Source organism: Streptomyces longisporus (genome assembly GCF_039532765.1).
In the GTDB taxonomy this organism is placed as follows: Bacteria; Actinomycetota; Actinomycetes; order Streptomycetales; family Streptomycetaceae; genus Streptomyces; species Streptomyces longisporus.
Genome location: NZ_BAAASG010000012.1, coordinates 273784 through 289267, shown reverse-complemented (window position 1 = coordinate 289267; position 15484 = coordinate 273784). Strand labels below are relative to the sequence as shown.

At 71.3% G+C, this 15484-nt stretch carries 14 protein-coding genes; 11 read left to right on the top strand and 3 right to left on the bottom strand.

Annotated features, from left to right (window positions below):
* Positions 1 to 94: 94 nt before the first annotated feature.
* The 3 genes from ABD355_RS26995 to ABD355_RS26985 all read left to right on the top strand — a co-directional run bounded on the left by ABD355_RS26995 (position 95) and on the right by ABD355_RS26985 (position 2822).
* On the top strand, positions 95 to 922 hold the full coding sequence (locus ABD355_RS26995) for a glycerophosphodiester phosphodiesterase (RefSeq protein ID WP_344403269.1): 828 nt from the start codon (positions 95 to 97) through the stop codon (positions 920 to 922).
* A 282-nt stretch (positions 923 to 1204) separates the two neighbouring features.
* Positions 1205 to 1765 carry an ATP-binding protein gene (locus tag ABD355_RS26990; protein ID WP_425585791.1) on the top strand — a complete coding sequence of 187 codons (561 nt, stop codon included), beginning with the start codon at positions 1205 to 1207 and terminating at the stop codon, positions 1763 to 1765.
* Positions 1766 to 1856: 91 nt separating this feature from the next.
* Positions 1857 to 2822 (top strand): DUF5926 family protein, encoded by a 966-nt coding sequence (locus ABD355_RS26985; protein WP_344403268.1) that lies wholly within the window; start codon positions 1857 to 1859, stop codon positions 2820 to 2822.
* Between the two features lie 244 nt (positions 2823 to 3066).
* Here the strand turns inward: ABD355_RS26985 and ABD355_RS26980 are convergent, their stop codons facing one another.
* The gene (locus tag ABD355_RS26980) at positions 3067 to 3660 is read right to left on the bottom strand and encodes a hypothetical protein (RefSeq protein WP_344403267.1); all 594 of its coding nucleotides are present in this window, start codon (positions 3658 to 3660) and stop codon (positions 3067 to 3069) included.
* Positions 3661 to 3715: 55 nt separating this feature from the next.
* Positions 3716 to 4381, bottom strand: a complete 666-nt coding sequence (locus tag ABD355_RS26975; RefSeq protein ID WP_344403266.1) for a bifunctional DNA primase/polymerase — start codon at positions 4379 to 4381, stop codon at positions 3716 to 3718.
* A gap of 495 nt (positions 4382 to 4876) precedes the next feature.
* On the opposite strand from ABD355_RS26975, the gene ABD355_RS26970 reads away from it, so the two are divergent.
* From ABD355_RS26970 to pdxR, 3 genes are all read left to right on the top strand, one after another.
* On the top strand, positions 4877 to 6388 hold the full coding sequence (locus ABD355_RS26970) for a PP2C family protein-serine/threonine phosphatase (protein ID WP_344403471.1): 1512 nt from the start codon (positions 4877 to 4879) through the stop codon (positions 6386 to 6388).
* Positions 6389 to 6475: 87 nt separating this feature from the next.
* Complete coding sequence (locus tag ABD355_RS26965; protein WP_344403265.1) at positions 6476 to 7936, top strand: aminopeptidase P family protein; 1461 nt, start codon at positions 6476 to 6478, stop codon at positions 7934 to 7936.
* An 83-nt stretch (positions 7937 to 8019) separates the two neighbouring features.
* A complete protein-coding gene (pdxR, locus tag ABD355_RS26960; protein WP_344403264.1) occupies positions 8020 to 9387 on the top strand; it encodes a MocR-like pyridoxine biosynthesis transcription factor PdxR in 1368 nt (455 codons plus the stop codon).
* Positions 9388 to 9765: 378 nt separating this feature from the next.
* On the opposite strand, the gene ABD355_RS26950 is transcribed toward pdxR, so the two are convergent.
* Entirely contained in the window at positions 9766 to 10212 is a 447-nt protein-coding gene (locus ABD355_RS26950) for an ATP-binding protein (protein WP_344403263.1), read from the bottom strand.
* 223 nt (positions 10213 to 10435) lie between these two features.
* Here ABD355_RS26950 and ABD355_RS26945 point away from each other — a divergent pair, with 223 nt between their 5' ends.
* The 5 genes from ABD355_RS26945 to ABD355_RS26925 all read left to right on the top strand — a co-directional run bounded on the left by ABD355_RS26945 (position 10436) and on the right by ABD355_RS26925 (position 15483).
* Positions 10436 to 11266, top strand: coding sequence for a hypothetical protein (locus ABD355_RS26945; protein WP_344403262.1), 831 nt, complete (start codon positions 10436 to 10438; stop codon positions 11264 to 11266).
* A 146-nt stretch (positions 11267 to 11412) separates the two neighbouring features.
* A complete protein-coding gene (locus ABD355_RS26940) occupies positions 11413 to 12150 on the top strand; it encodes a YcnI family copper-binding membrane protein (RefSeq protein WP_344403260.1) in 738 nt (245 codons plus the stop codon).
* A gap of 81 nt (positions 12151 to 12231) precedes the next feature.
* The gene (locus ABD355_RS26935; RefSeq protein WP_344403259.1) at positions 12232 to 12885 is read left to right on the top strand and encodes an SCO family protein; all 654 of its coding nucleotides are present in this window, start codon (positions 12232 to 12234) and stop codon (positions 12883 to 12885) included.
* A complete protein-coding gene (locus ABD355_RS26930) occupies positions 12882 to 13331 on the top strand; it encodes a copper chaperone PCu(A)C (protein ID WP_344403258.1) in 450 nt (149 codons plus the stop codon). Before ABD355_RS26935 ends, ABD355_RS26930 begins: the two co-directional genes overlap by 4 nt.
* Before the next feature lie 13 nt (positions 13332 to 13344).
* The gene (locus ABD355_RS26925; RefSeq protein WP_344403257.1) at positions 13345 to 15483 is read left to right on the top strand and encodes a copper resistance CopC/CopD family protein; all 2139 of its coding nucleotides are present in this window, start codon (positions 13345 to 13347) and stop codon (positions 15481 to 15483) included.
* The last annotated feature ends 1 nt before the right edge of the window (position 15484 follow it).

Below are 15484 nucleotides of genomic sequence, written 5' to 3'. Positions count from 1 at the left end.
GGCCATTCTTTATATAGGCCATGACAGGCAAAAGGGGCGCAATCTATGCTCCTCCGATCGCACGACTACCCCCCTGCGGTGGCACCATGACGCGGTGACCCACGCACGCCGGCACCGGATTCAAGTCGTCGCCCACCGCGGAGCCTCCGAGGAGGCCCCCGAGCACACCCTGGCCGCATACAAGAAGGCGATCGAGGACGGTGCGGACGCCCTCGAGTGCGATGTACGCCTGACGGCGGACGGCCATCTCGTGTGCGTCCACGACCGTCGCGTCAACCGTACGTCCAACGGCCGCGGGGCGGTCTCGGCGCTGGAGCTCGCGGAGCTCGCCGCCCTGGACTTCGGCTCGCGCAGGACGCGGGAGCTGTGGCGCACGCGCGACGAGGAGCCCGACTGGGAGTTCCGGCCCGAGGACCGGGAGGACACCTCCGTACTGACCCTGGAGCGGCTGCTGGAGCTGGTCGCCGACGCGGGGCGGCGGGTGGAGCTGGCGATCGAGACCAAGCACCCGACGCGCTGGGCCGGGCAGGTGGAGGAGCGGCTGCTGGTGCTGCTGAAGCGGTTCGGTCTTGACGCCCCGGCGTCGGCCGCCGAGTCGCCCGTGCGCGTGATGAGCTTCTCGGCGCGCTCGCTGCATCGCGTGCGTGCCGCCTCGCCGACCCTGCCGACGGTCTATCTGCTGCAGTTCGTCTCGCCGCGGCTGCGCGACGGACGGCTCCCGGCGGGTGTCCGGATCGCGGGGCCCTCGATCCGGATCGTGCGCAATCACCCGGCGTACATCGAGCGCCTGAAGGCGGCCGGCCACCAGGTGCACGTGTGGACGGTGAACGAGCCCCAGGACGTGGATCTCTGCGTCGACCTGGGCATCGACGCCATCATCACCAACCGCCCACGTGCGGTTCTGCGTCAGCTCGGCCGCTGAGCGGTGCTCCTCGCTGTGTGGCACCACGGTCCGTCACTACGGTTCGTCACTGTTCGTCACTGGTAAAGACCTGTGAAGAACCCTTGACCCACCAGGCACTCGGGCACCATCCTCCAGACTCGGCCACAATCGAAATCCAGCCACACGGCTACAGGGAGTGCCCCGGCGCATTCACTCCGTATTCGATCGTTGCGAATGCGTCACTGAACGTGGATTGGCCGGTTTCCGGTACAGGCCAATGGGGCATCCACACCGTGGCGTGGGGCAAAGGAGGTCTCGGGGGTGGCGTTGGTGGTGGCACAGGAGGTGCCCACGTCGTCGAGCATGGCCGTACCCCATGGCCCTGCGGGCGTGGGGGAGGCGCGACACCGTATGCGCGAGCAACTGCGCTCGGGCGGCGTGCCGGACGCCGTGATCGACGATGCCGTACTCATTCTTTCCGAACTCTTGAGCAACGCGTGCAAGCACGGCCGGCCACTGGGCGACGCCCTGGCCGGGGACGGAGACGTCCGGGCCGCATGGCGGGTCGACCGCAGCGGTCGGCTCACGGTGGAGGTGACGGACGGCGGCGGGCCCACCCGCCCGGCTCCGGCCACGCCCTCGGTCACCGCGCACGGCGGCCGCGGGCTGAACATCATCACCGCGCTGGCCGACGACTGGGGCGTACGGGACGACGCCCGCGGCGAGGTCACCGTGTGGGTCGTCGTGCACGAGGACGTCCACGACCCGGACGCCCGGCTGGGACGCGACGGCTTCGCTACGCGCGTCACCGCACCGACGGTGTCGAGGATCCCGGCGATGCCGGGCCTGGACTTCGCGGACGCGTTCGACGACCTGGACTGAACACCTGGCTGTCCACAGGTCCCCGTGACGCAGGGCGTGAACGGCTAGGCTCCCGCCGTACCAGACGAGCCGTAACCGGGAGACACCCACGATGGCCAAGAAGCGACCCCAGACGAAGGCCAAGCGCCCGCAGATCACGGAGGGTGAGGTCCCGGTCGTCGGCGCCCGCGAGCCCTGCCCGTGTGGCAGTGGCCGCCGCTACAAGGCCTGTCACGGACGGGCCGCCGCACACGCCGTCACCGAGCTGGTGCACCGTCCCTTCGAGGGGCTTCCGGGCGAGTGCGACTGGGTGGCGCTGCGCGAACTGGTGCCGGCCGCCACGGTGGAGCTTCCCCTGAAGGGCGGCCTGCCCGAGGGCGTCCCGTCCCTCACGCTGGCGACGGTGCTGCCGATGGCCTGGCCGGCGCTGCGCCGCGACGACGGCTCGGTGCTGCTGGGCCTGCAGAACGACACGGCGTCCGGGGACATCAGCCGCGACCTCGCCGACACCCTCCAGCGCGCGCTGACCGCCGAGCCCGGCACACCGATCGAGGGCCGGCGCGCTCCGGCCGACGGTCCGCGGCTGCAGGATCTGCTCGATCCCGAAGGCGTGTTCGAGCCAGTTGTGCACAGCGGTTTCGAGTTCTGGGTCCCGGACTCCGAGAACGCCACGCCGGAGGTGGCCGCATCCCTGGAGCGTGCGAACGCCGCGGCCATCCCGACCGCGAAGCTCACCGGCGTGGACGCCGCGTACTGGTGCGAGACGCCGGACAAGAACCACCTGCGCTGGGTCATGCCGTACCCGGAGGAGCAGCTTCTGGACGCCCTCGCCCGGCTGCACGCGGCGGGCCGGTCGAACCTCGGTGAAGGCACCCGCCTCGTGGGTTCCTTCCGCGCTCACGGGCTCACCGTCCCGGTCTGGGACCTGCCGAGCGGGGTCGGCGCGGACGACATCGAGAAGCCGGCGGCCGAGTTCGCCGAGCGCCTCGCGACGGCCCTCGCTTCGGACGCTCCGCTGACGGCCGACGAGCGCCGCGCACGCGGCGGCCTCACCAACCGCCAGGTCACGCTGAGTTGACGAAGAGTGACGAGACCGGGTCCGGCTGACCGACCAGTCAGCCGAACCCGATCTTTCGGAACCGGTGACTCCGCTCACAAGTCCCGCTGGGAACAAGCAAATACGTGACTGGAAAGCCCGGATCGAATTTGCGAACCGCGGATCTCTTGTTACCGTTCCAGTAGCCCGGTTGCTGGTGCATCCCCCGTCGCCAGCAACCGGGTCTTTTCATGTGCGCGGTTCCTTTACGGAGTGCGGTCGCCCGTCAACTCCCGGTGCTTTTCGTGGAGTTGCTCCCGGAGCGCAGCAGCAGCGGACCGTGTCCGGCCCGGCCCGCGAACTCCGCGACCGCCGTGTAGGCGTCCAGCGCGCCCCGGGTGTGCTGCCGGGGTGTCTCGCACATCCCCGGCTCGTCCTCGGCGCCCACGGCGCAGCTCAGCTGCACGGTGCGGCCCCCGGGCCCCATCAGACTCAGTGCGGAGTCCAGGGCCTTGCCGGTCACATTGCGGTAGTAGGTGCGCGCCCAGGTGTCCTCGCCCTGCGTGAGCACACAGGTCTGCGCCTCGACGCCTTCGGGGGAGGTGAGTTCGGGGCCGCAGCGGACGGCTGTGTCCAGGCCGAGATCGAGCAGCAGGGGGGAAGGGGCGGGGGCGGCGGAGGGCGCCTTTGCGTCCTCGGGACGCGGGGAGGCGCGTACGGATGCGCGCGCGGGGGCACGCACGACGGTGTGCCCCTCGTCGCCCGCCGGTCCCGCGGACGCCACGGCCAGCGGCAGCACGACTGCGCACACCACTACGCCCGCCATGGCGAGCAGACGGATTCGGGGGTCTGGGGGGTGTCCCCCAGGATCATGCAGCATGTGCGGAAGATAACGAGCACGCGGGCGCGTGCCGTCCCGCGCGCGCCGGACACCCCTACAACTCGGGCGCGCTCACACCCGTACGAGTGAGGGCCTCGACGGCTGCGTCCACCACGGCCTCGACGTCGGGGACCCAGGGGGAGGCGGAGCCGGGCAGGGGCGCGCGCTCCCAGCGGATCTCGCCCTCGCCGGTCTCGGACGGGGGCAGGGCCACATAGCCGCCCTCGCCGTGGAAGCGGAGGGAGCCGGGGACGAAGTCCTTGGCGTAGAGGAGCTCGCCCAACTGCTCCAGACTGTACGGCTTCACCAGGATCGCCCAGCGGCTCGGCGAGGCGACGACCGGGCCGAGGCGCATGCCCATGCGGTCGAGTGCGGTCAGGGCCTGCGAGGCGGCGAGGGCCGGCATGCTCACCGCGCAGGGGGCCTTGCCACCGGTGGCCAGGATGACCGGCGCCGCCGGCCGGTTGCTCCACCACCAGCGCACCATGCGGGCGTCGGTGGTGGCCGCGAGCAGCCCGGGGTCGAAGGGATGCGCGCCGGGCACCGTGCACTCCGCGTCGGGGCAACCGCAGCGGGAACGCGCCTGCGGGTCCGCCGCCACACCCGGGAGTACGGGCCACTGCCATTCCGTCGCGAAGGTCAGGGCCGCGCTGATCAACTCAGGCCTTCCGTCGCTGCGCTGGGACAGGAGCCTGCGTCGCCTTCCGAGGATCTCGCGCATGAGCGCTCGTTCCTTTCCGTTGCACCGCTGGCAACACCGTGGGGGCCACATCACACCATGTGTCGATCACTTCACTGTGCGTACCTGTTGGCGCATCACACCCCTGCTCTGGGCAAGGGGAACCCCTATGGGCCGAACGTTGACTGCATCCGCGGCGGCCTCGTCCATGCTGCGTCCATCAAAAGCATGGGCGTGGCGTGGGGGTGGCGAAGTCTGGCGTTTGCCGTTCCGCGTATTTCTCTTCGCCTCCGCCACGGGAGGATGGGGCTCGGTCGTCGGTGGCTAAGACGCCCGGAGTAGGTCACCAGGTTCCGGGTGGCGGTCCACCACCCCTGGCCTTCTCCGAGTACGTACCCATCACGACCGCTGTGACGCTCCGTCGAGCAAGCCCAGTCGACCGCAATACCCCGTTACCCGAGTCAGTTTTAAGCCAAATTTGCTTTTAGACAAGGGGATCACTCGGTGCCCATGGACACCAGGAATCCCAGCAGGACAATGCTGGACATCCCCTTACGAGTGCGTGTACATGTGGAGACACTGCTAGCGGCGCAGAATGACATGGGGGTTTGCGATGCTTTTGAGCAATACGCACCGGTCGGGAAGCCGGACGACATGAACGCCCCTCACCCTCCGAAAGTGGCCGGAATCGATTCAACGGTTCCGTCGCCCGCACACACTGTCGCGCCCGCGCCCGCAGTCCCGGGTACCTCACCGGTCCCGCCGCCCAATCCCCCGGGGGCGCTGCTCACCGACCGGCTGGCCGGCTGGGTCTCGGACCTCACGACCCTCCATGAACTCACCGAACGCCTGAACCGCACGGACTCACTCGCGGACGCCCTGACGGAACTGCTGCGCGCCGGAGCCGCCCTCGTCGGCGCCCGGCGCGGTCTTGTCGTGCTGGAACCGGTCGACGGCCTCGGACCGGACACCACCATCGGCCTCGGCCTCGCCCGCGCCGACCTCGGGCACATCGAGACGGTGCCGCGCAGTGCCATGTCGTACGGCCGCATCCTCGAGGGGCTGCCGGGCGGGGACGGCGAGATCGCCCAGCCGGACCTCTTCGCCGAGGACGGGCTCGACCCCCGCCATCGCGAGGTGGCCGCCCGTCTCGGCTATGCCGCCTGCTACGCCCTGCCCCTGGCCGGCGAGCGCTCGGGCCGTCTCGGCGCCGCCGTCTGGCTCTACGACGAGCCCGCCGAACCGCTGGAGCGGCAGCGCCACCTCGTCGGGCTCTACGCCCGCTACGCCGGCGAGCACCTGGCCCGGCTGGTGGAGGTGGAGCGCACACGCGCGTGCATGACGACGATGGCCGAGGAGCTGCTGCCGTCCCGGCTCCCCCGGGTGGCGGGCGTCCAGCTGGCCGCCCGCCACCGCACCGGTCCGCGCGGCGGCGGCGACTGGTTCGACGCGCTGCCGCTGCCCGACGCCGCGCTGGGTCTCGCAGTCGGCTCGGTCACCGGTTCCGGGCCGAGCGCGGTGGCCGCGATGGGGCGGCTGCGGGCGTCCCTGCGTGCGTACGCCGTGATGGAGGGCGAGGACCCGGTGGCGGTCCTGTCCGACCTGGAGCTGCTGCTCCGCCTCACCGAGCCCGCCCGCTCCGCGACCGCCCTGTTCGCCTACTGCGAGCCCTCCCTGCGCAAGATCACGCTGGCAGGTGCCGGGCACTGCCCGCCGCTGCTGGTCGGCGAGCGGCGCACGGAGTTCGTGGAGACGTCCGTGTCCGCGCCGCTCGGGATGCTCGCCTGCTGGGAGGCGCCGAGCATGGAGTTCCAGGCGGAACGCGGCGAGACGGTGCTGCTCTACACCGACGGTCTGCTGCACCGCACCGGCGACCCCACCGACCGCGCCTTCGCCCGGCTGCACGCGGCGGCGGCCGGCGTCCCCAGGGCGCTGCGGCACGACCCGGACGCGATCGCCGACCACGTACTGCGGACGGTGCTGCCGGACGGGCTGGACGCGGCCGAGAGCGATGAGGACGTGGTGCTGCTGGCGGCCCGCTTCGAGTAGCAGTCGGTAAGGATCTTCCGGGCCCGGGCCCCCTTCCGTACGACCGTACGATGGAGGCGGTCCAGTGCCGTATCGAGGAGGATGACCGTGGCCGAGGAACTCACCCCGGAGACCCCGGAGACTGAGTCTGAAGAGCCGATCAAGCAGCGCAAGAACGGCCTGTACCCGGGTGTGTCCGACGAGCTGGCCGAGAACATGAAGTCCGGCTGGGCCGACACGGAGCTGCACGAACTGGAGCCGATCGCCCAGGCCGCCGAGACCGCCGCGCGGCGCGCCGCGCTGTCGGCGCGTTTCCCGGGCGAGCGTCTGGTGATCCCGGCGGGCAACCTGAAGACCCGTTCGAACGACACGGACTACGCCTTCCGCGCGTCCGTCGAGTACGCGTACCTCACCGGCAACCAGACCGAGGACGGCGTGCTGGTCCTGGAGCCGACCGCGGACGGTCACCAGGAGACGATCTACCTCCTGCCGCGCTCCGACCGGGAGAACGGCGAGTTCTGGCTCTCCGGCCAGGGCGAGCTGTGGGTCGGCCGCCGGCACTCCCTCACCGAGGCGGAGAAGCTGTACGGCATCCCCGCCTCCGACGTGCGCGAACTGGCCGACGCTTTGCGTGAGGCCACCGGTCCGGTGCGGGTCGTGCGCGGGTACGACGCCGGGATCGAGGCCGCGCTGACCGACAAGGTCACCGCCGAGCGCGACGAGGAGCTGCGGGTCTTCCTCTCCGAGGCGCGGCTGGTCAAGGACGAGTTCGAGATCGGCGAGCTGCAGAAGGCCGTCGACTCGACGGTCCGCGGCTTCGAGGACGTCGTACGCGTTCTGGACAAGGCTGAGGCGACCTCCGAGCGGTACATCGAGGGCACGTTCTTCCTCCGCGCGCGCGTCGAGGGCAACGACGTCGGCTACGGCACGATCGCCGCCGCCGGGCCGCACGCCTGCACGCTGCACTGGGTGCGCAACGACGGGCCGGTGCGCTCGGGCGACCTGCTGCTCCTGGACGCGGGCGTCGAGACGCACACGTACTACACGGCCGACGTCACCCGCACCCTGCCGATCAGCGGGCGCTTCAGCGAGATCCAGAAGAAGATCTACGACGCCGTGTACGACGCCCAGGAAGCCGGTATCGCGGCGGTGCAGCCGGGCGGCAAGTACCGCGACTTCCACGATGCCGCGCAGCGGGTGCTCGCCGAGCGGCTCGTCGAGTGGGGGCTCGTCGAGGGGCCCGTGGAGCGGGTGCTGGAGCTCGGGCTGCAGCGGCGGTGGACGCTGCACGGCACCGGGCACATGCTCGGCATGGACGTGCACGACTGCGCTGCCGCGCGCGTGGAGTCGTACGTCGACGGGACGCTGGAGCCCGGGATGGTGCTCACGGTCGAGCCGGGGCTGTACTTCCAGGCCGACGACCTGACGGTGCCGGAGGAGTACCGGGGCATCGGCGTCCGGATCGAGGACGACATCCTCGTGACGGCCGACGGCAACCGGAACCTGTCGGACGGGCTGCCGCGCCGGTCCGACGAGGTCGAGGCGTGGATGGCCTCGCTCAAGAGCTGATACGAGACGGATGGCCGGGTACCAGGGAGGTGCCCGGCCATTGACGTGCCTGGAATCACCAACCTTGGGGGGGGAGCGTCGTCGTGGACGACTTCTGGTCCGGCGTCGGAGTCGACCTGCATCTGGAGCCCGATTCCGGTGACGGGCGGCGGGTCGGGCTCGAGCGGGCGCTCCGCGACGCCGTGCGGGACGGACGGCTCGCGCCCGGGACGCGGCTGCCCGCCACCCGGCGGCTCGCCTCCGAGCTCGGTGTCTCGCGGGGGACCGCCAAGGCCGCCTACGACCAGCTGGTGGCCGAGGGGTATCTGACGGCCCGGCAGGGCTCCGGTACCCAGGTCGCCTCGTTGCCCTCCCTGGACGCCGATGCGCCGGAGGCGGCCGCACGCGCGCGTACCCCGCGTTTCGATCTGCGGCCCGGCAGTCCGGACGTCGGGGCGTTTCCGGCGGCGGCCTGGCTGCGGGCGCTGCGGCGGGCCATCGCGACGGCGCCGCTGCTGGCGTACGACTACGGGGATCCGCGCGGCCGTATCGAGCTGCGGTCCGCGCTGTCGGGGTATCTGGGACGGGCGCGCGGGGTGATCGCGCCGCCCGAGCGGATCGTGATCACCTCTGGGTATGTGCAGGGGCTGGCGCTGCTCACGCGGGTGCTGGACGGTGCCGACATCGCCATGGAGGACCCGGGGCTGCCGTTCCACCGGGAGGTGGTGCGGCGCAACGGGGGACGTGTGGTGCCGGTGCCGGTGGACGAACGGGGCCTGTGCGCCGAGCAGTTGGGGGACCTCAAGGCGGTCGTCGTCACACCGGCGCACCAGTACCCGACCGGTGTGACGCTGCACCCCGAGCGGCGGCGGGCGCTCACGGACTGGGCACGCGCGCGTGGCGGGCTGATCGTCGAGGACGACTACGACGGGGAGTTCCGCTACGACCGGCAGCCCGTGGGCGCGCTCCAGGGAATGGCGCCGGGGCGGGTCGTCTACCTGGGCACCGCCTCGAAGACGCTCGGGCCCGCGCTCAGGCTCGGCTGGATGGTGCTGCCGCCGCACCTGGTCGACGCGGTCGCCGACGCCAAGCTGCACAGCGACCACCACACCGAGTCCATCGGCCAGTTGGCGCTCGCCGAACTCATCGACAGCCATGCCTACGACCGGCATGTGCGCGCGTGCCGGCTCAGATACCGCAGACGCAGGGACCAGCTCCTGGACCGGCTCGGCGGAAAGCACGACGTGCGTGGGATCGCCGCCGGGCTGCACGCGCTCGTGGAGGTCGCCGACGAGGAAGCGGCGCTGAAGCGGGCCGAGGCCGAGGGGCTCGCCGTCGGGCACCTGGGAGACCACTGGCACACGCCCGGCGAGGGGCGGCCGCAAGGACTCGTGGTCGGCTACGGGACGCCTCGGGAGCGCGCGTACCCGGAGGCGCTGGAGGTGTTGGTGAAGGTGCTGGGAGACGGCTGAACGTGCCGCTGGGCCACCGGCCCCGGCGGTCTCGGCCGCCGGCCCCCTGACCGGAGCGCGTCCAGGAGCAGCGGGCCCGCCAGGAGACCCGCCCTCCCCCGTGCGCTCCACGCGCGCGTGGAGATCGCCAGGGCACCCGCCTGCACATGTCCGAGGCCCAACGGGCCCGCCGTGTACGGAAGTTTCGCGTCCCGGAGCGTGGACATCACGGTGAGCAGGGCGGCCGGCCGTTCCTGTGGCCCCGAGGTGCCGTACTCGCGGAGACCGACGACCCGCAGAGGGGGGCCGCGGGGCCCCTGTCGTTGAAGGCCGCGATCCGTCCGGCCGCCGCGACGAGGAAACCGAGAGCCCACAGGGCGCCGCGAGGACCCGCGTCCCTCACACCGCCATCAGCGGTGAGTCGTCCCGCCACTTGAGGATCTTGTCGAAGCTCACCACCGTGCCCGTACGCCCCGGCTTGTGGCCGATGTGGACGTGGTCGGCCAGCTCCCTGATCAGCCCGAGGCCCCGGCCGTGCTCGGCGTCGGGGCGGGCGGGGCGGGGGGTCGCGGAGAAGGCGAACCCCGGGCCGGAGTCGGTGACTTCGATACGGCACTTCTCGCCGTCGAGGTAGGCGGTGACCCGGTACGCCTCCGAGGAGGCGCCGTGCACCGCGTCACCGCCGTGCTCGACGGCGTTCGCACAGGCCTCGGTGAGGGCGACGGAGAGGTCGTAGGAGACGTCGGGGTCGACGCCCGCCGTCTCCATCGTGCCGAGCAGGAGGCGTCGGGCGAGCGGAACGCTCGCAGCTTCACGCCGCAAGTGGAGTGACCACCAGATGCTCATGCTCCAGCCTCCCGGCCGCGGCTCGACATACCGTTTCTTATTGCCGCGCGCAGCCGTGCGTAAGCACGGAGTTGACGTGATGCCGCCCATATGGGCGATGCGTCCGAAACGGAATCGGTGTATGTGCGGGCCGGTCGTAGCAGAAAGTGATCTTCCGGTCGGCAGGGAACCTTGCGGACCTGCCGTACGGCGGCCCGGGGCCCAGTGCGATGATGAGCCCGCCATGACTGCCCCCCACCAGCACACGGTGCGCTCCGGAAACGATCTCCGGATACTGCGGGCCGCGGTGTTCGCCGCGGTCTGCGTCGTGCTGGCCGCAGGCGGTCACACCCTCGCCTCCTGCGCCACGGTTCCGCTGTGGACGCTGGGCGCGGGCTTCCTGGGGGCCGTCCTGGTCGCGGCACCGCTCGCCGGGCGGGTGCGCTCGCTGACCGGGATCACGGCCCTGCTCGCGGCCGGACAGACCCTGCTGCACACGCTGTTCGGGCTGGGGCAGCAGACGGTCTCCTCGGGCGCGATGTCGATGCCCTCCATGACGTCGACGTCCGACGCCTCGCTGGTGGAGCGGGCGGCGCGGCTCGTGTGCGGAACGACGGCTGCGGCGATCAGCCCCGCCCAGGCCCGCAGGCTCCTCTCCGACGCCCGGATCTCCCCGGACACCGCGATGAGCATGGACATGAGCTCCATGCACCATCCGGCGGACGCAATGTCCTCCGCCTCCCCGGCCTCGCTGCTGCCGTCCCTGCCGATGCTGCTCTGCCACGTCCTCGCGGCGATCGCCGCCGGCTGGCTGCTGCGCCGCGGCGACCTGGCCCTGCTGCGGCTCATGGAACTCTCGGCCCACTCGATGGCCGAGGGCGCATTCGTACGGTCCCTGCGCGCGGCGCTCGCGCTGGTGCGCGCCCTGCGTGCCGGACTCCCGGCCGCGCCCGAGGCAGGCCCGCGACCGCCGCGCACCGCGCTGCTCGCGACGCCGAAGCCCCGTACCACCGCACTCCAGCACACGGTGATCAGGCGCGGCCCGCCGGCCGCGGCCCTCGTCCTCGCCGCCTGACGCGACGCGACCGCCACTCCACATCCGTGGGACCGGGGCCGCCGTCGTGCGGCACACGCGCGTGCCCGCGTTTTTCCGGCATCTCTGCGCACGCGTTCCTCCGACCACCGGAACTCACTCGAACCCGAAGTGGAGTGCATCCGTTCATGAAGGCATCCCGTCTCGTCGCCACCGGCGCCCTCGCCGCCTGTGCCGTCGTCGTCCTGTCCGCGCCCGCGTTCGCGCACGTCACCGTGCAGCCCGAGGGCACGGCCGCCAAGGGCGGTTACGCGGTCGTCGACTTCAAGGTCCCCAACGAGCGCGACGACGCCTCGACCACCAAGCTCGAAGTGACCTTCCCGACCGACCACCCGCTGGCCTCCGCCCTGCCGGAGCCGATCAACGGCTGGAACATCAAGGTCACCAAGTCCAAGCTCGCCAAGCCGCTCGAGGTGCACGGCAAGAAGATCAGCGAGGCCGTCTCCAAGATCACCTGGACCGCCGACGGCAAGGGCATCGAACCCGGCTACTTCGAGAAGTTCCCGGTCTCCGTCGGCGCCCTGCCCGAGGACGCCGACGAACTGACCTTCAAGGCCCTCCAGACGTACTCCGACAACGAGGTCGTGCGCTGGATCGAGGTGCAGAAGGACGGCGCGGAGGAGCCCCAGAACCCGGCCCCCGTGCTCACCTTGTCCGCCGCCTCCGAGGACGGCCACTCGCACGGCTCGACCGCCAAGGACGCCTCCGACGAGACCAAGACCGCCGAGAACACGGCCGCCGACACCTCCGCCGCCTCCGGCGGCAGCGACACCACCGCGCGCGTGCTCGCCGTCGTGGGCATCGTCGTCGGCGCGCTGGGCGTGGCGTACGGCGTGCTCGCCGGACGTCGTCGCAGCGACGCCTGAGGCCCGTTCTTCCGTGTGGTGCACCGGGGGTCGTACGACCCCCGGTGCACACCGGAGCTCTCACATCTGGGACATTTTTCTATGCGCAAGAAGACGTTCGCCGCGGCCGCGCTGCTCGCCGCCGCCACCCTGACCCTCTCCGCCTGCGGCAGCGGTGACGACAGCAACTCGCCCGTCGCCGTGGTCTCCGAGGACACCTCGCAGAAGGCCGCGACCGTTCTCGACAAGCCGTTCGAGAAGCCGGACCTCGTCCTCACCGACACCACGGGCAAGAAGTACGACTTCCGCAAGGAGACCGCGGGCCGGCCGACGCTGATCTACTTCGGCTACACCCACTGCCCCGACATCTGCCCGCTGACGATGAACAACCTCGCCGTCGCCAAGAAGCAGCTGCCCAAGGCCGAACAGGACAAGCTGCGGGTGGTGTTCGTCACCACCGATCCCCAGCGCGACACCCCGGCCGAACTGGGCAAGTGGCTCAAGGGCATCGACCCCCAGTTCGTGGGTCTGACCGGCGACTTCTCCACCATCCAGGCCGGCGCCCGCACCCTCGGCATCTCCATCGAGCCGACCCACAAGGACAAGAAGACCGGCAAGACCGTCTCGGTGCACGGCACCCAGGTCATCGCGTTCTCACCGAAGACCGACGGCGGCTACGTCCTCTACGGCGAGGACGCCACCGTCGACGACTACACCAAGGACCTCCCCAAGATCATCAAGGGGGAGAACCCGTGAGGCACCTCGTCGCCCCCGCCGCGGTGCTGGCGGGAGCACTGGCCCTGGCGGGCTGCGGCGGCTCCGGCGACGCGAAGGCCGACCTGTCCGTCAGCTCCTCCTACATGCCCCAGCCCGTCTCCGACATGGCCGCGGGCTTCCTCACCATCGCCAACAAGGGCGACACCAAGGACGAACTGACCTCCGTCACCAGCGAGGCCGCGGGCAGCGTGACCGTCCACGAGACGGTCGGGCAGTCCATGGAGGAGGTCAAGTCCCTGGATGTCCCCGCTCACGGTCAACTCGTGTTCAAGAGCGGCGGCAATCACCTGATGTTCGAGAACCTGAAGCGCAAGCCGAAGCAGGGCGAGAAAGTGACCCTCGAACTGCACTTCGCCAAGTCCGGCCCGATCAAGGTTGAGATGCCGGTCAAGTCGGCCACGTACAACCCCGCGACCGGCCACTGAGGGAGGGACCACCGTGACCCGGACCATCACCCCCCGCCGTATGCGGACCCTGGCGCTGCTGTTCCTGGCCGTCCTCGGCATGCTCCTCGCCGGCGCCGGGCCGGCCTCCGCGCATGCAGCGCTGACCGGCAGCGACCCCGCCCAGGGGGTGGTGGTCGACAAGGCCCCCAGCCAGGTCACGCTCACCTTCTCCGAGAAGGTCGCCACGTCCGACGACTCACTGCGCGTCCTCGACCCCAAGGGCAAGCGTGTCGACACCGGCAAACCGTCCAACGTGAGCGGCACGTCCTACGCCGTGCCGCTGCACAGCGGCTTGTCGGACGGCACCTACACGGTGTCCTGGCAGGTCGTGTCCGCGGACAGCCACCCCGTCGCCGGCGCCTTCACCTTCTCCATCGGCGCCCCCTCCACCACCACCGTCTCGGTCACCGACCGGACGGTGGGCGGCGGGGCCGTCGGCTGGCTGTACGGCTTCGGCCGGTATGTGTCGTACGCCGGCTTCATCGTCCTGGTCGGCGGCGCCGCGTTCGTCCTCGCCTGCTGGCGGCGCGGCTCCGGCGTACGGGCGCTGCAGCGGCTGGTGGTCTCCGGGTGGCTCGCGCTCACCTCGGCCACCCTCCTGCTGCTGCTCCTGCGCGGCTCCTACACCAGCTCCGGCAAGGTCGGCGCCATCTTCGACCTGAGCCTGCTCGGGCAGGTGCTGCAGACCAAGTCGGGCGCGGCACTGATCTCCCGGCTGCTGCTGCTCGCCGCGGCGGCCCTGTTCATCGCGGTGCTCTTCGGTGCCTACGCCCGCCCGTCTCCCACCACCACCCCGAACGACGACGCTTCGCGCCGACTGCCTGATTCAAGGGACGCCGAGGAGAAGCGGGATCTGACGTTCGGGCTCGCGATCGGCGGATCCGTGGTGGCCGCCGGGCTCGCGGCGAGCTGGGCGATGGCGGAGCACGCCTCCACCGGGCTCCAGCCGGGCGTCGCGATGCCCGTCGACGTCGTCCATCTGCTGGCCGTGGCCGCATGGCTCGGCGGCCTGTGCGCGCTCCTCGTGGCGCTGTACCGGTCCGACACCCCGATCGAGGCCGCGGCGGTGCGCCGCTTCTCCCGAGTCGCCTTCGGCAGCGTCCTCGCCCTCGTCGCGACCGGCATCTACCAGTCCTGGCGCCAGCTCGGCTCCTGGTCGGCGTTCACCGACACCGCGTACGGACAGCTGCTGCTCGTCAAGATCGGGCTCGTGGCGCTGCTCGTCGGCATCGCGGGGATCTCCCGGCGGTGGACGGCACGACTGGCGGACACCGCCGTCCTGCAGCCAAGCGAGGAAGCGGTGGAGCAGGACACCACGTCGGAGGGCGACGACCTGGACGTCAAGGAGCCGGCCGCCGCCCGGGCCGGAGCAGGCTCGGCGAAGACGGCGACGGCGTCCGCCGACTCCGCGGCCGGCGCAGGACCGCGGGCCGCCCGCGGCTCCACGGCCGCCGGTGGCACCGCGTCCACGACCGACTCCGAGGAGCCTGACGAGCCCGGGACCGCCGACGAGTCCCGAGCCTCCGGAGCACCCGCCGACTCCGAGCGCGCCGCCCAACTCGCCCGCCAGCAGGCCGCCATGGCCACCGCACGGCAGAAGCGGCAGCGCGACGCCGACCCCGACCGGTTCGGCCTACGGCGCTCCGTGCTCGCCGAGGCGGGTGTCGCCGTCGTCCTGCTCGCCGTCACCACCGTGCTCACGCAGACCGAGCCCGGACGCACGGAACAGGAGGCCAAGGCGGCCACCTCGTCGTCCTCGTCCTCCTCTGCCGGCGCCGACGCGTCGTCCGGCGCGCTGACCCTGACCATGCCGTTCGACACGGGCGGCACGGACGGCAAGGGCGTCGTGTCCGTGGACCTCGACCCCGCACGCGTAGGCGGCAACGACATGCACGTCTACGTCCAGCGGCCCAACGGGCGCGCCTTCGACATCCCCGAGGTGAAGGTCGCCTTCACCCTGGAGGCCAAGAAGATCGGGCCGCTGCCCGTCAACCCCGATCACATCGCCACCGGACACTGGGCGACGAGCAGCGTGCAGATCCCCATGGCCGGCGACTGGAAGGTCGCCGTGACCGTGCGCACCTCCGACATCGACCAGGTGACCGTCTCCAAGAACGCGCAGATCGGCTGAA